This window comes from Streptomyces sp. NPDC047981 (assembly GCF_040653315.1).
Lineage (GTDB): Bacteria > Actinomycetota > Actinomycetes > Streptomycetales > Streptomycetaceae > Streptomyces.
The window spans coordinates 36,124-56,067 of record NZ_JBEZNQ010000034.1 but is presented as its reverse complement, the minus strand read 5'-3'; the positions used below and the strand labels follow the sequence as shown (position 1 = coordinate 56,067).

Sequence of the window (19,944 nt, the reverse complement as noted above, 5' to 3'; positions counted from 1 at the left end):
AAGCGATGAGGGGGGAGAACGCGGTACGGGGCGAGCTGCGGCTGCGGCCGCCGCGGAACACACTGAACGAACGGGCCGTCGGCTGGTGGCGCACCCAGTGGCTGGTCACCACCGCCGTCCCGGTGGTCCCGCTCGCCGTGCTCGGGGCGCTCATCGAACCGGCCCGGTTCTGGTTGTGGCTGCCCGCCGCCGTCCTCGCGGTCGGCGGCCTCGCCTGCGCCGCGTTCTTCCCCTCCTGGTGGTTCCGGGTCCACCGCTGGGAGGTCACGGAGGACGCCGTCTACGTCCGCACCGGGGTCTTCTGGCAGGAGTGGCGGATCGCGCCCATGTCCAGGATCCAGACCGTCGACACCGTCCGCGGCCCCCTGGAGCAGTTGTACCGGCTCGCCACGGTCACCGTCACCACGGCCTCCGCCAAGGGGGCGCTGCGGATCGAGGGCCTCGACCACGCGCTCGCCGCGGAGCTCGCCGAGAAGCTCACCCGCATCACCCAGGCCACCCCCGGGGACGCCACGTGAGCGAGCCGGGAAGCGACATCCCCGACGACTGGCGGCGCCTCGACCGGCGTACGGTCCTGGTCACGGCGGTCGTCCTCGCGGGCGTCGCCGTCGGCGCCGCCCTGCCCACGTACTTCGGCCTGACCAACGCGCTGTCCGCCGGCACGACCCTCGCCCTGATCCTCGCCGGGGCGCTCCTCCTCGTCGGCCTCGGCTCGGCCGGCGACTACGTCCGCTGGCGCCGCACCCGCTATCGCATCGGCACCGAACGGGCCGAACTCCACACCGGGCTCCTGCTGGTCAAGCGCCGCTCGCTGGCCCGCGAGCGGATCCGCAGCGTCGACCTGACCGCCAACCCGCTGCAGCGCGTCCTCGGCCTGGTCAAGGTCCGCATCGGCACCGGCGAGCACAACGGCGGCGGCGAGTCCACCCTCGAACTCGACCCCGTGGCCCGGGCCGAGGGCGAGCGGCTCCGCCGCGCGCTGCTCGACCGCGCGGCCCCCGCAGCCGAGGACACCCGCCACGACGGCGCCCTCGCCGCACTCGACCCGCGCTGGATCCGCTACGCCCCGGTCTCCTTCGTCTCCGTCCTCCTCGGCGGTGCGGCGGCCGGTGCCGTGATGCAGGTCAGCGAGTGGTTCGGGGCCCAGGAGGAGGTCATCGACTGGATAGGGGACCGGTTCCAGGACACCTCGATCGTGTCGATGATCCTCGTCCTGATCCTCCTCGCCGTCCTCGGCGGCACCGTCGGCGCCCTCGGCCTCTGGGTCGAGATGTGGTGGAACTACCGCCTGGAGCGCGAGCCCGGCGGCACCCTGCGGGTCCGCCGCGGCCTGTTCACCGCCCGGTCGATCTCCATCGAGGAGCGGCGCCTGCGCGGCGTCGAACTGGTCGAGCCGCTCGGCGTCCGGATGTGCCGGGCCGCCCGTGTCGACGCCGTCGCCACCGGACTCACCGAGCGCGACGAGGACGAGCACACCGAGAACAAGACCCTGCTGCCCGCGGCGCCCCGCGCCGTCGCCGACCGGGTCGCCGCCCAGGTGCTCCGCCAGGCGGAGTCCCCGACGGACGCGCCGCTCACCGCCCATCCCCGCGCGGCCCGTACCCGGCGGCTGGGCTGGGCGCTGTGGAGCGTGTCCGTCCCGGTCGCGGTCCTCGCCCTTCTCGGCCTCCTCCTCACCCCCGTCCTGCTCTACGTGGCCGTGGGCTGCGCCCTCGTCCTCGGCGTCCTCGCCGTGGCGGCCGCCCTCGACGCGTACCGCAGTCTCGGACACGGCGTCAGCGGCGGCTATCTGGTGACCCGTTCCGGTACGATCCGCCGGACCACGGTCGCCCTGGAGCGCGGCGGCGTCATCGGCTGGACGGTCAAGCAGTCGTACTTCCAGCGTCGCGCGGGCCTGGTCACCCTGACCGCGACGACGGCGGCGGGCAGCGGCGGGTACGACGTGTACGACGCCGGGCAGAGCGAGGGCCTGGCCTTCGCTGCCGACGCGGTCCCCGAGCTGCTCGCGCCCTTCCTCGAGCAGGTGGGGGAGACGCGGAAGGCCCGGTCCACCGTGCGGTGAACCGGGCCTCCCACGAGCGCCGATGAGCGTCCGTCAGGCCGAGGCCGGCGGGTACAGATCGCGCGGCAGCTCCGACGCGGCCGCCGCGTCGAGCAGCCAGAGCGTCCGCGAGCGGCCGTGGGCGCCCGCCGCCGGGGCCTGGATCTCACCCGCCCCGGAGAGCGCGATCGCCGCCGCCTTCGCCTTGTCCTCGCCGGCCGCGAGCAGCCAGACCTCACGCGCGGCCCGAATGGCGGGCAGCGTCAGCGAGATCCGGACCGGCGGCGGCTTCGGCGCGCCGTGCACGCCCACCACCGTGCGCTCCGTCTCGCGGACCGCGGGCAGCTCGGGGAAGAGCGAGGCCACGTGCGTGTCCGGGCCGACGCCCAGCATCAGCACGTCGAAGGACGGCACCGCGCCATGGTCCTCCGGACCGGCCGCCGCGGCCAGTTCGGCGGCGTAGGCCGCGGCCGCGGCCTCGACGTCGCTGCCGTACGGCCCGTCCGAGGCCGGCATGGCGTGCACGCGCGCCGGGTCCAGCGGGACGCTGTCGAGCAGCGCCGCGCGGGCCTGGGTGACGTTCCGCTCCGGGTCGCCCTCGGGCAGGAACCGCTCGTCGCCCCACCACAGATCGAGCCGCGACCAGTCGATCGCGTCCCGGGCGGGGGCCGAACTGAGCGCCGCGAGCAGTCCGTTGCCGTTCCGGCCGCCCGTGAGGACCACGGACGCCGAGCCGCGGGCCGCCTGCGCGTCCACGATCCGGGTGATCAGCCGGGCCGCCGCGGCCTGCGCCATCAGCTCCTTGTCGCGGTGGACGACGAGCTGCGGAGTGCTCACTTGGCCGCCGCCTTCTTGGCCGGGGCCTTCTTCGCGGGCGCCTTGGCCGGCTCGGGCGCCGGGTCGGCCGCGACCGGCTCCTGCGGAGCCGTCACCTTCGCCTCCTCGTCCAGCCGGTCGAGCCCGAACCGCAGCGCCGAGGCGTAGGTGTCGTCCGGGTCGAGCCGGCGCAGCTCCTCCGCGATCAGCTCGGCGGTGTCGCGGCGCTTGAGCGCCACGGCACGGTCCGGCTGCCCCTGGATGGAGAGCGTCGCGAGCGAGCCGTCCGGCCGGTCGAGGATGATCGGCCCTGAGGAGGACTGCATCCGTACGGAGGTGAGCCCGGGCCCCTGCGAGGTGGACCGGCGCACCGGCACCTTCAGCCGGTCCGCCAGCCACATGGCGAGCAGCTCGACGCTCGGGTTGAACTCCTCGCCCTCGACCTCGGCCGAGGTGACCTCGCACACGACCTGGTCGAGCGCGGCGGCCAGCATCGAGCGCCACGGGGTGATCCGGGTCCAGGCCAGGTCCGTGTCGCCCGGGGTGTACGTGTCCGCGCGGCCGGTCAGCTCCTGGATCGGCTGCTCGGCCGCGTAGGTGTCGGTCACCCGGCGCTGGGCGAGCGAGCCCAGCGGGTCGTTCGCCGGGTCGGCCGGGGCGTTGACCGCCCACCAGACGACGACGGGCGCGTCCGGCAGGAGGAGCGGCAGCACCACCGACTGGGCGTGCTCGGCGACCTCGCCGTACAGGCGGAGGACAACCGTTTCGCCGGTGCTGGCGTCGGCGCCGAGGCGGACCTCGGCGTCGAGCCGGGCCTTCGCGCGGTCCCGCGGCGAGCGGGAGGCCCGCTTGATGACCACGAGGGTGCGCGAAGGGTGTTCACGGGACGCGTCGTTGGCCGCCTTCAGCGCGTCGTAGGCGTTCTCCTCGTCCGTGACGATGACGAGGGTGAGCACCATCCCGACGGCGGGCGTGCCGATGGCACGCCGCCCGAGCACCAGCGCCTTGTTGATCTTGCTGGACGTGGTGTCCGTGAGGTCGGTCTTCATGGCCGGCGCCAGCTCCGTCCGTCTCGTGCGAGCATTTCGTCCGCCTCGACCGGACCCCAGGTCCCGGACGGGTACTGCGCCGGCTTGCCGTGCGCGTCCCAGTACTGCTCGATCGGGTCGAGGATCTTCCAGGAGAGCTCGACCTCCTCGACGCGCGGGAAGAGGTTCGAGTCGCCGAGGAGCACATCGAGGATGAGCCGCTCGTACGCCTCGGGGCTGGACTCCGTGAAGGACTCGCCGTAGGCGAAGTCCATCGACACGTCCCGGACCTCCATCGAGGTGCCCGGCACCTTGGAGCCGAACCGCATGGTCACGCCCTCGTCCGGCTGGACGCGGATGACCAGGGCGTTCTGGCCCAGCTCCTCCGTCGCCGTCTTGTCGAAGGGGGAGTGCGGAGCCCGCTGGAAGACCACCGCGATCTCGGTGACGCGGCGGCCGAGCCGCTTGCCGGTACGGAGGTAGAAGGGGACGCCCGCCCAGCGGCGGTTGTCGATCTCCACCTTGATGGCCGCGTAGGTGTCGGTCTTCGACTTGGGGTCGATCCCGTCCTCCTGCAGATAGCCGACGGCCTTGGCGCCGCCCTGCCATCCCGGCGCGTACTGGCCGCGCACGGTCGAGGCGCCCAGGTCCTTGGGCAGCTTCACCGCGCCGAGCACCTTGGTCTTCTCGGCCGCGAGCGCGTCCGCGTCGAAGGAGGCCGGCTCCTCCATCGCGGTGAGCGCGAGCAGCTGGAGGAGGTGGTTCTGGATGACGTCACGGGCGGCGCCGATGCCGTCGTAGTAGCCGGCGCGGCCGCCGATGCCGATGTCCTCGGCCATGGTGATCTGCACGTGGTCGACGTACGACCGGTTCCAGATCGGCTCGAAGAGGGTGTTGGCGAAGCGGAGCGCCAGGATGTTCTGGACGGTCTCCTTGCCGAGGTAGTGGTCGATCCGGAAGACCGCCTCGGGCGGGAAGACCTCGTGGACGACCTCGTTGAGCTCCTTGGCGGAGACCAGGTCGTGGCCGAAGGGCTTCTCGATGACCGCGCGGCGCCAGGAACCGTCCTTCTGGTCGGCCAGGCCGTGCTTCTTCAGCTGCTGGACGACGAGCGGGAAGAACTTCGGCGGCACGGACAGGTAGAAGGCGAAGTTGCCTCCGGTGCCCTGCGCCTTGTCCAGCTCCTCGATGGTGGACTTCAGCTGCTCGAAGGCGTCGTCGTCGTCGAAGTCGCCCTGGACGAAACGCATCCCCTGGATCAGCTGCTGCCACACCTCCTCGCGGAACGGGGTGCGCGCGTGCTGCTCGACGGCGTCGTGGACCTCCTGCGCGAAGTCCTCGTTCTGCCACTCGCGACGGGCGAAGCCGATCAGCGAGAAGCCCGGCGGCAGCAGGCCGCGGTTCGCGAGGTCGTAGACGGCAGGCATCAGCTTCTTACGGGACAAATCGCCCGTGACACCGAAGATCACCAGACCCGACGGCCCCGCGATACGCGGGAGCCGTCGGTCTGCGGCGTCACGGAGCGGGTTGGCTCCGTGGACTGCGCTCAAAGTGCTTACGCCTCCGAAGGTGCGAGGCGCTGCAGCTCCGCCTCGGTCGACTTGAGAAGGTCGTTCCAGGACGCGTCGAACTTCTCGACGCCCTCGTCCTCCAGCAGCTGTACCACGTCGTCGTAGCTGATGCCGAGCTTCTCGACGGCGTCCAGCTCCGCGCGGGCCTGCTCGTAGGTGCCGCGAACGGTGTCGCCGGTGACCTCGCCGTGGTCGGCGGTGGCCTCCAGGGTCGCCTCCGGCATGGTGTTCACCGTGCCGGGCGCGACCAGGTCGACGACGTACAGCGTGTCCTTGTACGCCGGGTCCTTGACGCCGGTCGAGGCCCACAGCGGACGCTGCTTGTTGGCCTGCGCCTTGTCCAGGCCGGCCCAGCGCTCGGAGGAGAACACCTCTTCGTAGGCCTCGTAGGCCAGACGGGCGTTGGCGAGGGCGGCCTTGCCCTTGAGGGCGAGCGCCTCGTCCGTGCCGAGGGCGGTCAGGCGCTTGTCGATCTCCGAGTCCACGCGGGAGACGAAGAAGGAGGCCACCGAGTGGATCTTGGAGAGGTCGAGACCGCGCTCGCGGGCCTTCTCCAGACCGGCCAGGTAGGCGTCCATGACCGCGCGGTAGCGCTCCAGCGAGAAGATCAGCGTCACGTTGACGCTGATGCCGAGGCCGATGACCTCGGTGATCGCCGGCAGACCCGCCTTGGTGGCCGGAATCTTGATGAGGGTGTTGGGACGGTCCACCAGCCAGGCCAGCTGCTTGGCCTCGGCGATGGTCGCCGCCGTGTTGTGGGCGAGGCGGGGGTCGACCTCGATCGAGACCCGGCCGTCCTGGCCGTCGGTGGAGTCGAACACCGGGCGCAGGATGTCGGCGGCGTCCCTCACGTCAGCCGTCGTGATCATGCGGATGGCCTCGTCCACGGTCACCTTGCGCGCGGCGAGGTCGGCGAGCTGCTGGTCGTAACCGTGGCCCTCCGAGATCGCCTTCTGGAAGATGGACGGGTTGGTGGTGACACCCACCACGTGCTGCTGGTCGATCAGCTCGGCCAGGTTCCCGGACGTGATCCGCTGGCGCGAGAGGTCGTCCAGCCAGATCGCGACGCCTTCGTCGGAGAGGCGCTTGAGAGCGTCTGTCATGAGAGGTTCTCCAAAAATCGTGTCTAGTGGCGTCAGCGCGCCGCGGCGGCGAGAGATTCCCGGGCGGCGGCGGCCACGGCCTCCGGCGTGAAGCCGAACTCGCGGAAGAGGACCTTCGCGTCGGCCGAGGCGCCGAAGTGCTCCAGCGAGACGATCCGGCCGGCGTCGCCGACGTACTTGTGCCAGGTGAGACCGATACCGGCCTCGACGGCCACGCGCGCCTTCACCGACGGCGGCAGGACGGAGTCCTTGTACGCCTGGTCCTGCTCCTCGAACCACTCGACGGACGGCATCGAGACCACGCGGGTCGGGACGCCGGCGGCCTGCAGCTGCTCGCGGGCCTCGACGGCCACGTGCACCTCGGAGCCGGTACCGATCAGCACGACCTGCGCCTCGCCGCCTTCGGCGTCGAACAGGACGTACCCGCCCTTGGCCGCGTCGTCGTTCCAGTCGTACGTCGGAACACCCTGGCGGGTCAGCGCGAGGCCGTGCGGGGCGCCCTTGCCGAACACGCGGGTGTGGCGCTTGGTGATCTCGCGCCAGGCGATGGCGGTCTCGTTGGCGTCCGCAGGACGGACGACGTTCAGACCCGGGATCGCGCGCAGCGAGGCCAGGTGCTCCACCGGCTGGTGCGTCGGGCCGTCCTCGCCCAGACCGATCGAGTCGTGGGTCCAGACGTACGTCACCGGCAGGTGCATCAGCGCGGAGAGCCGCACCGCGTTGCGCATGTAGTCGGAGAACACCAGGAAGGTGCCGCCGTAGACGCGAGTGTTGCCGTGCAGCGCGATGCCGTTCATCTCCGCGGCCATGGAGTGCTCGCGGATGCCGAAGTGGATCGTGCGGCCGTACGGGTCCGCCTCGGGCAGCGGGTTGCCCTCGGGCAGGAACGACGAGGTCTTGTCGATCGTCGTGTTGTTCGAGCCGGCCAGGTCGGCCGAGCCGCCCCACAGCTCCGGGATGACCGCGCCGAGCGACTGCAGGACCTTGCCGGACGCGGCGCGGGTCGCGATGCCCTTGCCCGCCTCGAAGACGGGGAGCTTGTTCTCCCAGCCCTCCGGCAGTTCGTTGGCCTGGATGCGGTCGAAGGTGGCCGCGTGCTCCGGGTTGGCCGTACGCCACTCGGCGAGGGACTTCTCCCACGCGGCGCGGGCCTCACGGCCGCGGTCGCCCAGCGAGCGGGTGTGGGCGATGACCTCGTCGGCGACCTCGAAGGTCTGCTCCGGGTCGAAGCCGAGGATCCGCTTGGTGGCCGCGATCTCCTCGTCGCCGAGCGCCGAGCCGTGCGCGGCCTCGGTGTTCTGCGCGTTCGGGGCGGGCCAGGCGATGATCGAGCGCATCGCGATGAACGACGGACGCTCGGTCTCGGCCTCGGCGGCCTTGATCGCCGCGAACAGCGCGGCCGGGTCCAGGTCGCCGTTGGCCTGCGGCTCGACGCGCTGGACGTGCCAGCCGTACGCCTCGTACCGCTTCATCGTGTCCTCGGACACGGCCGTCTCGGTGTCGCCCTCGATCGAGATGTGGTTGTCGTCCCACAGCAGGATCAGGTTGCCGAGCTTCTGGTGACCGGCCAGCGAGGACGCCTCGGCGGAGATGCCCTCCTGCAGGCAGCCGTCACCGGCGATCGCGTAGATCCGGTGGTCGAACGGGGAGGTGCCGGGGGCCGCCTCCGGGTCGAACAGACCGCGCTCGTAGCGGGCGGCCATCGCCATGCCCACGGCGTTGGCGACACCCTGGCCCAGCGGGCCCGTCGTCGTCTCGACGCCCGCGGTGTGCCCGTACTCCGGGTGGCCCGGGGTCTTCGAGCCCCAGGTGCGGAACGCCTTCAGGTCGTCCAGCTCAAGACCGAAGCCACCCAGGTACAGCTGGGTGTAGAGGGTCAGGGACGAGTGGCCGGCGGAGAGCACGAAACGGTCGCGCCCCACCCACTCCGGGTCCGCCGGGTCGTGCCGCATCACCTTCTGGAAGAGGGTGTACGCGGCGGGCGCCAGGCTCATGGCCGTACCGGGATGGCCGTTGCCGACCTTCTGTACGGCGTCCGCTGCCAGGATGCGGGCGGTGTCCACGGCCCGCTGATCCAGCTCGGTCCAGTCGAGCTCTGAGGTGGTCGGCTGAGTGCTCACCCTGAGTCAGGGCTCCTCTCCACATGTACGGGAAACCGGTGACTGAGGGTGTACCGGCGCTGCCGAGCCTACCCCCGTCAGAACGCCATCATTTCGGGTCTGGGGCCCTCAGATGAGCAGACACGTCAAGACTGCGGGCGACTCCGTCACTTCGCCTCCCGAGCACCGGGCGCAGCACTGTCCACCCCTTGGGACGAGCCCCCTCAACACGACCCCACCCCCGCGAAGATCGGCGTATGGGCAACGTCTAGAGTGGCGTGGTACGCGCAAGTCTTCACCCCGTCTTCATCCGGGGAGCTTGCTGGGAATTCTCTGTCAGGGGTGTGCGTGACGGCCGTCGAGTCCCGACCCGCAGGGGTCGTCTTGACTCCCAGCCCGGGGGGCCATCGGCCGTTCGGGGCCCGCGTCAAGGCATACGTGGCGCTGACCAAGCCGCGGATCATCGAGCTGCTGCTCATCACCACCGTTCCGGTGATGTTCCTCGCCGAGCAGGGCGTGCCGAACCTGTGGCTGGTCCTGGCCACCTGCTTCGGCGGCTATCTGTCGGCGGGCGGCGCCAACGCGCTGAACATGTACATCGACCGCGACATCGACGCGCTGATGGACCGCACCTCGCAGCGCCCGCTGGTCACCGGTGTCCTGACCCCGCGGGAGGGCCTCGTCTTCGGCCTGACCCTCGCGGTGGTCTCCACGCTCTGGTTCGGCCTGCTGGTCAACTGGCTCTCGGCCGCGCTCTCGCTGGGCGCGCTGCTGTTCTACGTCGTGATCTACACGATGATCCTCAAGCGGCGCACCGCCCAGAACATCGTCTGGGGCGGCATCGCCGGCTGTCTGCCGGTGCTCATCGGCTGGTCGGCCGTGACCGACTCGATGTCGTGGGCCGCGATCATCCTCTTCCTCGTCATCTTCTTCTGGACGCCGCCGCACTACTGGCCGCTGTCGATGAAGGTGAAGGACGACTACGCGCGCGCCGGTGTCCCCATGCTCCCCGTGCTCGCCTCCAACAAGGTCGTGGCCAAGCAGATCGTCGCCTACAGCTGGGTGATGGTCGCGGTCTCGCTGCTGCTCACCCCGCTCGGGTACACCGGCTGGTTCTACACGGCGGTGGCGCTGCTCACCGGCGGCTGGTGGCTCTGGGAGGCGCACGCGCTGCTGAACCGCGCGAAGAACGGCGCGACCGGCGCGAAGCTCAAGGAGATGCGCCTCTTCCACTGGTCGATCACCTATGTCTCGCTGCTCTTCGTGGCGGTCGCGGTCGACCCCTTCCTGAGGTAGCACCGCAGGACCCCCGCTACGGCCGGTGCACGTGGGCAAGACCACGTGCCCGGCCGTCGCCAATTGATCTACCCGTCGGTAGCATCCTTGTCATGGCAGACACGAAGCAGGCGGAGCGCAGGGCGGCCAGGCTCGCCAAGCAGATCCGGACGTTCTCCAAGGAGCACGGCGGCGCCGAGGGGCAGCTCGCCCACATCGGCCAGGCCGGCACCCGGATCGTCCTCGTCGGCGAGGACGGCGGCTGGGGCGACCTGGTGGCCCCCACGTACGCGATCGCCGAGCAGGCGGCCGAGAAGGCCGGCCTCACCCTCCACGACGAGTTCGACGGCGAGTTCGCCGCGAAGGTCGTCACCGGCCCGTACGAGTGGTCCCGGATGGCCGGGATCCAGCTCGGCGGCCCGTCGAACGCGTAACCCGCCTCCCCCGCGTATCCGTTCGACGCGGAAGGCGACAACCTCGGGTGGGGCTCACCCGTTAGGACGTGTGGAAGAACGTCCACGCAGGGAGCCCCCCGAATGATCGAGACCCCGAGCCTGGTGGACCAGTACTGCCACGGGGTGCTCCGTACGGAGCTCGGCCTCGGCACCTTCGAGACCCACCTCGGCAGGACCGGCGGTCCTGCCGCGCCCGGCACCACCTTCTTCGACACCCAGACCGGATTCGCGGTCCGTCGCTGGTGCCCGCCGCTGCTGGGCCTTGAACCGCACTGCCCACCGGCCCGCTACCTCGCCCGCCGCCGCGAGCTGGGCGTCCTGGAGTCCGGGCGCAGACTGCTGCGCGCCTCCGGGATCGCCACGTACCTGGTCGACACGGGCCTGCCCGGCGATCTGACCGATCCCGCCGAACTCGCCTCCGCCGGTGCCGCCGACGCGCACGAGATCGTCCGCCTGGAACTCCTCGCCGAGCAGGTGGCCGACACCTCAGGATCCGTCGAGTCGCTCCTCGCCAACCTCGCCGAGGCCGTCCACGGCGCCGCCACGACGGCCGTCGCCTTCACCTCGGTGGCCGGCGTGAGCCGGGGGCTCGCCCAGGCCGCCGAGCCGCCGGGGCCCGGCGAGGTACGGGGGGCGGCCGGGCGCTGGCTGGCCGCCCGCGCGGCCGGCGGCCGGATCACCGACCCGGTGCTGCTGCGCCATCTGCTCTGGGTCGCAGTCGGCGCGGGCCGGCCGCTCCAACTGCACGTGGGGAACGAGGATCCGGCCGGGCTCGCGGAGTTCGCCGCCGCCACCGGCGGCCTGGGCGCCGACCTCGTGCTGCTGCACGGATACCCGTACCACCGCCAGGCGGCCGAGCTGACCGCCCTCTTCCCGCACGTCTACGCGGACCTGGGCTCCGTCCTCGCCAGGACCGGGGCCAGGGCGGCGGCCGTCCTCGCCGAACTCCTGGAGCAGGCGCCCTTCGGCAAGCTGCTCTTCTCCAGCGGCGCCCAGGCCCTGCCCGAACTGCACGTCGTCGCGGCGAACGTCTTCCGGGGCGCGCTCGGCCGGGTTCTCGGCGAATGGGTCGCCGACGGCTCCTGGTCCTTCACCGACGCCCAGCGGGTGGCCGCGATGATCGCCTCGGGCAACGCGCGCAGGATCTACGGCCTGCGCTGACCGGCTCTACGCCTCGGTCAGTACCGCGTCCGACCGGGCCGGGATCTCCGGGGCGGAGAGCGGGCGCTCGCGCAGGCTCAGGACCAGGCGCAGGACCGCGATCCACATCAGCGCGGAGCCGAGCATATGGGCGCCGACCAGGATCTCGGGGACACCGGTGAAGTACTGGACGTACCCGATCCCGCCCTGGGCGAGCAGCACGATCAGCAGGTCACGGGCGCGCGCCCGGGTGTCGTCCGGGGCGTCGACCACCCGCAGCACCAGCCACATCGCGAGCGCGAGCGCGCAGACCACCCAGGCGGCGATGGCGTGCAGATGGGCGGCGGCGGTCCAGTCCCACGGCATGCGCGGGACGTCGCTGCTGTCACCCGCGTGCTTGCCCGAGCCCGTGACACCGGTGCCGAGGACGATCAGCAGGACCGAGGCCGCGACGATCGCCCAGGAGAGCTTGCGGACCGGTCCCGGCACCCGGCGCCTGGGGGGCGTGTCGCCCTCGCCGGCGCGGTGCCAGGTGATCACGGCGACCGTCAGGAGCGCGTTGGCGGCGAGGAAGTGGCCGGCGACGGTCCACGGGTTGAGGCCCATCCAGACCGTGATGCCGCCGATGACCGCGTTGCTGGCGACGATCCAGAACTGCGCCCAGCCGAGCCGGGTCAGCCCGCGCCGCCACGGCTTGGTGGAGCGCGCCGCGATGATCGCCCAGCCGACCGCGGCCGACAGGACGTACGTCAGCATCCGGTTGCCGAACTCGATCATGCCGCGGTAGCCCTGCTCGGGCGTGACGATCAGGCTGTCTTCCGTGCACTTGGGCCAGGTGTCGCAGCCGAGACCGGAACCGGTCAGCCGGACCGCGCCTCCCGTGACGATGATGAGCACGCTCATCACGACGGCGGAGAGCGCGGCGCGCCGGAGCGTCCGGGGAGACGGGGTCCAGCGCTTGGCGATGGAGGCGAGGGGGGTCAGCACGGGCCCTATCGTAGGGCGGGGCTTGTGCGTGTTTTCACGAGGGGTGCGTTACGGGCGAAGTCACCCCGGAACGTCACCCCGTCGCTACTCACCGGCGCCGCCGGCCGCTACTCCCAGCGGAAGAACCTCGCCGCCGCGCCGAGGCCGAGGACCGCCCAGACGGCCAGGATCAGCGCCTGCCCCCAGGGGAGCGTGGCACCGCCCTGGAGCACGTCCCGCAGGCCGTCCGAGAGCGCCGAGATCGGCAGCAGCTCCAGGACGACGCGGGCGGCTTCGGGGAACCGGTCGAGCGGCACGATCACCCCGCCGCCCACCAGGAGCAGCAGGAAGACCAGGTTCGCGGCGGCCAGCGTCGCCTCGGCGCGCAGCGTGCCGGCCATCAGCAGGCCCAGCCCGGAGAAGGCCGCCGTACCGAGGACGAGCAGGACCAGGACCGAGAAGGGGTCGCCCTCGGGCGACCAGCCGAGCCCGAGCGCGATCGCCGTGAGCAGCGCCACCTGGAGGATCTCCGTGACCAGGACGGAGAGCGTCTTGGCGGTCATCAGCGCCCACCGGGGGAGCGGCGAGGCGCCGAGCCGCTTGAGGACCCCGTAGCGGCGCTCGAAGCCGGTCGCGATGGCCTGGCCGGTGAAAGCGGTGGACATCACGGCGAGCGCCAGGACGCCGGGGGCGAGGAAGTCGACGGCCTTCTCGGAGCCGGTGTCGACGATGTCGACGGTCGAGAAGAGCACCAGCAGCAGGGACGGGATGATCACCGTGAGCAGCAGCTGCTCGCCGTTGCGCAGCAGCATCCTGGTCTCCAGGGCCGTCTGCGCCGCGATCATGCGCCCGACCGGCGCGGCTCCGGGCTTCGGGGAGTACGTTCCCGTGCTCATGAGCGCAGCTCCTTGCCGGTCAGTTCGAGGAAGACGTCTTCGAGGGTGTGGCGCTCGACCGAGATGCCGTCCGGCATCACGCCGTGCTGCGCGCACCAGGTGGTCACCGTGGCGAGCAGCTGGGGGCCGACCTCGCCGGTGATGCGGTACGTCCCCGGGAGCGGCTCGGCGGCCTGGGTCCCGTCGGGCAGCGCCTTGAGCAGCGAGCCCAGGTCGAGCCCGGGGCGGCCGGTGAAGCGGAGGGTGTTCTCGGCGCCGCCGCGGCAGAGCGCCTCGGGGCTGCCCTGGGCGGCGACCCGGCCCGCGTCGACGATGGCGACGTCGTCCGCCAGCTCCTCGGCCTCCTGCATGAAGTGCGTGGTGAGGACGACGGTGGCGCCGTCGGTCCGCAGCTCGCGGACGAGGTCCCAGGTGGCGTGGCGGGCCTGCGGGTCGAGGCCGGCGGTCGGCTCGTCGAGGAAGACCAGCTCGGGGCGGCCGACGACGGCCATCGCGAGCGCCAGGCGCTGCTGCTGGCCGCCGGAGAGCCTGCGGTAGGTGGTCCGGCCGCAGGAGCCGAGGCCGAGGCGCTCGATCAGGGCGTCCACGTCCAGCGGGTGGGCGTGCAGCTTCGCCATGTGGCGGAGCATCTCGTCGGCCCGGGCGCCGGAGTACACGCCGCCGGACTGGAGCATCACGCCGATCCGCGGGCGCAGCCTGGCCGCGTCGGCGACCGGGTCGAGGCCGAGGACGCGGACGGTGCCGGCGTCGGCCCTCCGGTAGCCCTCGCAGGTCTCGATCGTGGTGGTCTTGCCGGCCCCGTTCGGACCGAGGACGGCGGTCACGGTGCCCGTCCTGACATCGAGGTCGAGGCCGTCGACGGCGGTCTTGGCTCCGTACCGCTTCACCAGGCCACGGACCTGGACGGCGGCGCGGTCGACGGACTCGTTCTTCATGCCCGGAAGTCTAGAGAGCCGTCCGGGTGCTCCGGTCGGCGGGGACACCGGCCGCTTCCGGGCTCGAGGAATGGCCGAAAGTGGCGGGTCAAAGCTTTCCCACGCGTCCCGCCCGTCCTTCACGATCGGGTGATCGTGCGCACATGTGGCGCATTTTCCGTGAACGCACCTTCCGTGAAGGAGAGTCCGTGCACCTGGTTCGACCCCACCGACACGACCGACACGACCGACACGCCCGGCGTCACCCGCGGAGAGCCCTCGCCGCGCTCGCCGCCGCTCTCGCCCTCCCCCTGGCCCTGGCCGCCGCGCCCGCGCGGGCCGAGGCGGCCCCCGCCGCCGTCGACCTCACCGGGACGGTGAGGGGCGCCACCGGCCCCGAGGCGGGCGCCGTCGTCACCGCCACGCCGTCCGGGGCCACCGCGACGACCGGCGCCGACGGCCGCTACACCCTGCGGCTCCCGACGGCCGGCGCGTACCGGCTGGCCGTCACCCCGGACCACCGCTGTGCCTCGCCGGCCGACGTCCCGGTCGAGGTGGCCGGGGACGGCGGCGCCCGGGACATCGCGCTGACGCCCCGTACCGACACCTTCGGCACCGCCTGCTCGGCCGCCGTCGGCGGCGCGTTCCCGAGCGGGACCACCAAGCTCCGCTTCACCGACCGCGCGTCCGGCACGGCGGACATCGGGCTGCCGTTCCCCGTGCCGTTCTACGGCCGGGCGTACCGCTCCCTCACCGCCTCCGTCGACGGCACGCTCTCCTTCGCCGCGCCCGGGGCGCGGACGGCCGACGGCACCCTCCACGCCTTCGGGGACGACCTCGCGCTCGACGGCCGGTCGGGCGTGTACTGGGCCACCACCGGCACCGCGCCGCACCGGACGGTCGTCGTCGAATGGCGGAACGTGCGGATCGCCGGACCTCCGGCCCGTGAGCGGATCAGCTTCTCCGCCGTGATCGGCGAGGACGGCACCGCCTCCCTGCGCTACCGGGACCTCTCCGGGACCGGCCGGGAGACCGGTTCGTCCGCGACGATCGGCGCCGAGAGCCACACCGGTGCGGGCGCCCTGATCTACTCCCGGGACGAGGCCGCGCTGCGCGACGGCACGGTGATCTCCTTCCGCCAGACCAGGACCGCCGTGATCCTCGGCCGGGTGACGGACACCAACGACCTGCTCCCGATCGCCGGCGCCCACGTAGCGGCGTACAGCGGGGGCGTGGGGCCGTCCCGTCGCGCCGACGCCGACGGCGCCTACCTGTTCCAGGTGCCGGCGAACTGGCAGGACTACGACGTCGTCCTCGGCGCCGCGCACTACTGGGGCGACCGGATCACGGTCACCGCCGTGCCCGGCAGCGTCCGCCTGGTCGACGGCGAGCTCGGCACCGGCCGGGTCACCGTCGACCAGCGGTCCCTGACCGTCCGGGCTCCGGCGGACACCCGGACCACCCGGACGCTCGCCCTGACCAACGAGGGCAGCATCCCCACCACGTACGCGGTGGCCGAGAAGGACGGGCAGCCCTGGCTCACCGCCTCCCCGGCCGACGGCGCTCTGGAGGGCGCCGGGCAGGTGCCGTACGACCGAGTGGCCGTGACGCTCACCGTCGACACGACGGGCGTGGCCCCCGGCACCGTCCTGAAAGGGACTTTGCGGGTCGGCTCGGACAGCGGGCGCGAGCCCGTGATCGACATCCCGGTGAAGGTGATCGTCCGAGGTCATCAGGGCTCCGTGGAGGCCGGTCAGGGGCGCTGAGACCCCTGTCGACGACGGCGGCCGCACCCCTCGCCGGGTGTGGCCGCCGGCCGTCCCGGAGATCATTTCCGCAGGTCAGGTAAGCCTTACCTGAGTGATGCACGGCACCGTGGACCCGCCCGGACGCCGCTTGTCACTCTCCGAGGAATTACGCAACAATGGCGTTGTGAAAAACGTCGACGAGGCTCCCGTGGAGGAACTCGCGACCGGTGAGCGCTCCACGCGCAACCGCGTCGCGCGCTCCGTCCTGGACCACGGCCCGTCGACCGTCGCCGACCTGGCGACGCGGCTCGGCCTCACCCAGGCCGCCGTCCGCCGGCATCTCGACTCGCTCGTCGCCGACAATGTCGTCGAAGCCCGCGAGAAGCGCGTGTACGGGGCCCGTACGCGCGGCCGCCCCGCCAAGGTCTTCGCGCTCACGGACTGCGGCCGGGACGCCTTCGACCAGTCGTACGACTCGCTCGCCGTGGACGCCCTGCGCTGGATCGAGAAGAACGCGGGAGGTGAGGCCGCCGTCGCGGCCTTCGCCCGCGACCGGCTCGAGCACCAGGCCGAGGCCTACCGCGAGGCCGTCGAATCGGCGGAGCCCGAGCAGCGCACCGAGGCGCTCGCGAAGGCGCTGAGCAAGGACGGGTACGCTGCCACTGCGCGGAACGCGCCGGTCGGCGAGCAGCTCTGCCAGCACCACTGCCCGGTCGCCCATGTCGCCGAGCAGTACCCCCAGCTGTGCGAGGCGGAGACGGAGATCTTCTCCCGCCTCTTGGGAACGCACGTCCAGCGTCTCGCCACCATCGCGCATGGTGACGGCGTCTGCACGACGTTCATCCCGCACAGCGCCCCACAGACCACCGAATCAGAAGCATCCGCAAGCACGGCCGGGAGGAACCCCGCATGACCACCGAGATCAGCCACCCCGAGCTCGAGGGCCTGGGTCGGTACGAGTACGGCTGGGCCGACTCCGACGCCGCCGGTGCCACCGCGAAGCGCGGTCTGAACGAGGACGTCGTCCGCGACATCTCCTCGAAGAAGAACGAGCCCGAGTGGATGCTGAAGCTGCGGCTCAAGGGTCTGCGCCTCTTCGACAAGAAGCCCATGCCGAGCTGGGGCTCCGACCTGTCGGGCATCGACTTCGACAACATCAAGTACTTCGTGCGGTCCACCGAGAAGCAGGCCGAGTCCTGGGAGGACCTGCCGGAGGACATCAAGAACACGTACGACAAGCTCGGTATCCCGGAGGCGGAGAAGCAGCGCCTCGTCGCCGGTGTCGCGGCCCAGTACGAGTCCGAGGTCGTCTACCACCAGATCCGTGAGGACCTGGAGGAGCAGGGCGTCATCTTCGTCGACACCGACACCGCGCTGAAGGAGCACGAGGAGCTCTTCCGCGAGTACTTCGGCACGGTCATCCCGGTCGGCGACAACAAGTTCGCCTCGCTGAACACGGCCGTGTGGTCCGGCGGATCGTTCATCTACGTGCCGAAGGGCGTGCACGTCGAGATCCCGCTGCAGGCCTACTTCCGTATCAACACGGAGAACATGGGCCAGTTCGAGCGGACGCTGATCATCGTCGACGAGGACGCCTACGTCCACTACGTCGAGGGCTGCACCGCCCCGATCTACTCCTCCGACTCGCTGCACTCCGCGGTCGTCGAGATCATCGTGAAGAAGGGCGGCCGCTGCCGCTACACGACGATCCAGAACTGGTCGAACAACGTCTACAACCTGGTCACCAAGCGCGCCGTGGCCTACGAGGGCGCGACCATGGAGTGGGTCGACGGCAACATCGGCTCCAAGGTCACCATGAAGTACCCGGCCGTCTACCTGATGGGCGAGCACGCCAAGGGCGAGACCCTGTCCATCGCCTTCGCGGGCGAGGGCCAGCACCAGGACGCCGGCGCCAAGATGGTCCACATGGCTCCGAACACCTCCTCCAACATCGTCTCCAAGTCGGTGGCGCGAGGCGGCGGCCGCACCTCCTACCGCGGTCTCATCGAGATCGGCGAGGGTGCCCCGGGTGCCAAGTCGAACGTGCTCTGCGACGCGCTGCTCGTCGACACGATCTCCCGTTCGGACACCTACCCGTACGTCGACGTCCGCGAGGACGACGTCTCCATGGGCCACGAGGCCACGGTCTCCAAGGTCTCCGAGGACCAGCTCTTCTACCTGATGAGCCGCGGCATGACCGAGTTCGAGGCCATGGCGATGATCGTGCGCGGCTTCGTCGAGCCGATCGCCAAGGAGCTCCCGATGGAGTACGCCCTTGAGCTCAACCGGCTGATCGAGCTGCAGATGGAAGGCTCGGTGGGCTGACACCCGCCACCGTCCGTCCGTACCGACTTGCGTAGTAACGAGGAAGAGAGCAACACGACAGCCATGGCTGAGGCTCAGAACATCCCGGCGGGCTCCACCACCGCCGGCTCGATCGCGGTGGCCGCCGAGTCCACCGTCGCCACGCGCATGAGCGCGCCCCCGTCCTTCGACGTCGCGGACTTCCCGGTCCCGCACGGTCGCGAGGAGGAGTGGCGGTTCACCCCGCTGGAGCGGCTGCGCGGCCTGCACGACGGCACCGCCGTCGCCACCGGCGAGGGCGTCAAGGTCGAGATCGAGGCCCCCGAGGGCGTCACGGTGGAGACCGTCGGCCGTGACGACGAGCGGCTCGGCAAGGCCGGCACGCCCGTCGACCGCGTCGCCGCCCAGGCGTACTCCTCCTTCGAGAAGGCCTCGGTCGTGACCGTCGCCAAGGAGGCCGTCCTCACCGAGCCGATCCGCATCGCCGTGCACGGCGAGGGCGGGGTCGCCTTCGGCCACCAGGTCATCGAGCTCGGCGCCTTCGCCGAGGCCGTCGTGGTCATCGACCACACCGGTGACGCGGTGCTCGCCGCCAACGTCGACTACGTGCTCGGCGACGGCGCCAAGCTGACCGTCGTCTCCGTCCAGGACTGGGACGAGAAGGCCGTCCACGTCGCCCAGCACAACGCGCTGGTCGGCCGGGACGCCTCCTTCAAGTCGGTCGTGGTCACCTTCGGCGGCGACGTCGTCCGCATCCACCCGCGGGTCCGGTACGCGGCCACCGGCGGCGAGGCCGAGCTCTTCGGCCTGTACTTCACCGACGCGGGCCAGCACCAGGAGCACCGCCTCCTGGTCGACCACAACACCCCGCACTGCAAGTCGAACGTGGCCTACAAGGGCGCGCTGCAGGGCCAGGACGCGCACGCCGTCTGGATCGGCGACGTGCTCATCCAGGCCGCCGCCGAGGGCACCGACACCTACGAGCTCAACCGGAACCTGGTCCTGACGGACGGCGCCCGGGTCGACTCGGTGCCGAACCTGGAGATCGAGACCGGCGAGATCGCCGGCGCCGGTCACGCCTCGGCCACCGGCCGTTTCGACGACGAGCAGCTCTTCTACCTGATGTCCCGCGGCATCGGGGAGGCCGAGGCCCGCCGTCTCGTCGTGCGCGGCTTCTTCGCCGAGCTGGTCCAGCAGATCGGTCTGCCGGACGTCGAGGAGCGCCTCATCGCCAAGATCGAGGCCGAGCTGGAGGCGTCCGTCTGATGGCCTTCGTACGCGCCTGTGCGCTGAGCGAGCTGGAGGAGGACACCCCGAAGCGGGTGGAACTCGACGGCACGCCGGTGTCCCTCGTCCACACGGACGGCGAGGTGTTCGCGATCCACGACATCTGCTCGCACGCGAACGTCTCGCTCTCCGAGGGCGAGGTGGAGGACTGCCAGATCGAGTGCTGGCTGCACGGCTCCGCGTTCGACCTCCGCACCGGCAAGCCGTCCGGCCTTCCCGCGACGCGCCCCGTCCCCGTATACCCCGTAAAGATCGAAGGGGACGATGTGCTCGTCTCCGTCACCCAGGAGTCCTGAGTCAC

General features: G+C 71.4%; 18 protein-coding genes. 10 read left to right on the top strand and 8 right to left on the bottom strand.

Annotated features, from left to right (window positions below; genetic code table 11):
- Window positions 1-5 precede the first annotated feature (5 nt).
- Window positions 6-518 carry a PH domain-containing protein gene (locus AB0E14_RS21325; protein ID WP_362420122.1) on the top strand — a complete coding sequence of 171 codons (513 nt, stop codon included), beginning with the start codon at window positions 6-8 and terminating at the stop codon, window positions 516-518.
- Window positions 515-2,062, top strand: a complete 1,548-nt coding sequence (locus tag AB0E14_RS21320; RefSeq protein ID WP_362420118.1) for a PH domain-containing protein — start codon at window positions 515-517, stop codon at window positions 2,060-2,062. Before AB0E14_RS21325 ends, AB0E14_RS21320 begins: the two co-directional genes overlap by 4 nt.
- Before the next feature lie 33 nt (window positions 2,063-2,095).
- Here AB0E14_RS21320 and pgl read toward each other — a convergent pair whose 3' ends face one another.
- The 5 genes from pgl to tkt are packed head-to-tail and all read right to left on the bottom strand — an operon-like array spanning window position 2,096 to window position 8,679.
- Window positions 2,096-2,878 (bottom strand): 6-phosphogluconolactonase, encoded by a 783-nt coding sequence (gene pgl, locus AB0E14_RS21315; RefSeq protein WP_362420115.1) that lies wholly within the window; start codon window positions 2,876-2,878, stop codon window positions 2,096-2,098.
- Window positions 2,875-3,906 carry a glucose-6-phosphate dehydrogenase assembly protein OpcA gene (gene opcA / locus AB0E14_RS21310; RefSeq protein ID WP_362420112.1) on the bottom strand — a complete coding sequence of 344 codons (1,032 nt, stop codon included), beginning with the start codon at window positions 3,904-3,906 and terminating at the stop codon, window positions 2,875-2,877. The genes pgl and opcA overlap by 4 nt, the downstream gene beginning before the upstream one ends.
- On the bottom strand, window positions 3,903-5,435 hold the full coding sequence (zwf, locus tag AB0E14_RS21305; RefSeq protein WP_362420109.1) for a glucose-6-phosphate dehydrogenase: 1,533 nt from the start codon (window positions 5,433-5,435) through the stop codon (window positions 3,903-3,905). Before zwf ends, opcA begins: the two co-directional genes overlap by 4 nt.
- A 5-nt stretch (window positions 5,436-5,440) precedes the next feature.
- Complete coding sequence (gene tal, locus AB0E14_RS21300) at window positions 5,441-6,559, bottom strand: transaldolase (RefSeq protein ID WP_362420106.1); 1,119 nt, start codon at window positions 6,557-6,559, stop codon at window positions 5,441-5,443.
- Window positions 6,560-6,591: 32 nt separating this feature from the next.
- Complete coding sequence (tkt, locus tag AB0E14_RS21295) at window positions 6,592-8,679, bottom strand: transketolase (protein ID WP_362420103.1); 2,088 nt, start codon at window positions 8,677-8,679, stop codon at window positions 6,592-6,594.
- Between the two features lie 327 nt (window positions 8,680-9,006).
- Between tkt and AB0E14_RS21290 the strand changes: the two genes are divergently transcribed.
- From AB0E14_RS21290 to AB0E14_RS21280, 3 genes are all read left to right on the top strand, one after another.
- Window positions 9,007-9,954 carry a heme o synthase gene (locus AB0E14_RS21290; RefSeq protein WP_362420100.1) on the top strand — a complete coding sequence of 316 codons (948 nt, stop codon included), beginning with the start codon at window positions 9,007-9,009 and terminating at the stop codon, window positions 9,952-9,954.
- Between the two features lie 92 nt (window positions 9,955-10,046).
- Window positions 10,047-10,367 carry a hypothetical protein gene (locus AB0E14_RS21285; RefSeq protein ID WP_362014086.1) on the top strand — a complete coding sequence of 107 codons (321 nt, stop codon included), beginning with the start codon at window positions 10,047-10,049 and terminating at the stop codon, window positions 10,365-10,367.
- Between the two features lie 102 nt (window positions 10,368-10,469).
- The gene (locus AB0E14_RS21280) at window positions 10,470-11,549 is read left to right on the top strand and encodes an amidohydrolase family protein (protein ID WP_362420096.1); all 1,080 of its coding nucleotides are present in this window, start codon (window positions 10,470-10,472) and stop codon (window positions 11,547-11,549) included.
- Between the two features lie 6 nt (window positions 11,550-11,555).
- Here the strand turns inward: AB0E14_RS21280 and AB0E14_RS21275 are convergent, their stop codons facing one another.
- From AB0E14_RS21275 to AB0E14_RS21265, 3 genes are all read right to left on the bottom strand, one after another.
- Window positions 11,556-12,515, bottom strand: a complete 960-nt coding sequence (locus AB0E14_RS21275) for a COX15/CtaA family protein (protein WP_362420093.1) — start codon at window positions 12,513-12,515, stop codon at window positions 11,556-11,558.
- A 107-nt stretch (window positions 12,516-12,622) separates the two neighbouring features.
- Window positions 12,623-13,390, bottom strand: a complete 768-nt coding sequence (locus tag AB0E14_RS21270) for an ABC transporter permease (protein WP_362420090.1) — start codon at window positions 13,388-13,390, stop codon at window positions 12,623-12,625.
- Entirely contained in the window at window positions 13,387-14,325 is a 939-nt protein-coding gene (locus AB0E14_RS21265) for an ABC transporter ATP-binding protein (protein WP_362420087.1), read from the bottom strand. Before AB0E14_RS21265 ends, AB0E14_RS21270 begins: the two co-directional genes overlap by 4 nt.
- 188 nt (window positions 14,326-14,513) lie before the next feature.
- Here AB0E14_RS21265 and AB0E14_RS21260 point away from each other — a divergent pair, with 188 nt between their 5' ends.
- The 5 genes from AB0E14_RS21260 to AB0E14_RS21240 all read left to right on the top strand — a co-directional run bounded on the left by AB0E14_RS21260 (window position 14,514) and on the right by AB0E14_RS21240 (window position 19,939).
- Window positions 14,514-16,070 (top strand): carboxypeptidase-like regulatory domain-containing protein, encoded by a 1,557-nt coding sequence (locus tag AB0E14_RS21260; protein WP_362420085.1) that lies wholly within the window; start codon window positions 14,514-14,516, stop codon window positions 16,068-16,070.
- 166 nt (window positions 16,071-16,236) lie between these two features.
- A complete protein-coding gene (locus AB0E14_RS21255; protein WP_362420082.1) occupies window positions 16,237-16,965 on the top strand; it encodes a metalloregulator ArsR/SmtB family transcription factor in 729 nt (242 codons plus the stop codon).
- Window positions 16,962-18,377, top strand: coding sequence for a Fe-S cluster assembly protein SufB (sufB, locus tag AB0E14_RS21250; RefSeq protein ID WP_362420079.1), 1,416 nt, complete (start codon window positions 16,962-16,964; stop codon window positions 18,375-18,377). Before AB0E14_RS21255 ends, sufB begins: the two co-directional genes overlap by 4 nt.
- Before the next feature lie 63 nt (window positions 18,378-18,440).
- Window positions 18,441-19,622: a Fe-S cluster assembly protein SufD gene (gene sufD, locus AB0E14_RS21245; RefSeq protein ID WP_362420076.1), complete on the top strand. Its 1,182-nt coding sequence runs from the start codon at window positions 18,441-18,443 to the stop codon at window positions 19,620-19,622.
- Window positions 19,622-19,939: a bifunctional 3-phenylpropionate/cinnamic acid dioxygenase ferredoxin subunit gene (locus AB0E14_RS21240; RefSeq protein ID WP_362014099.1), complete on the top strand. Its 318-nt coding sequence runs from the start codon at window positions 19,622-19,624 to the stop codon at window positions 19,937-19,939. The genes sufD and AB0E14_RS21240 overlap by 1 nt, the downstream gene beginning before the upstream one ends.
- The last annotated feature ends 5 nt before the right edge of the window (window positions 19,940-19,944 follow it).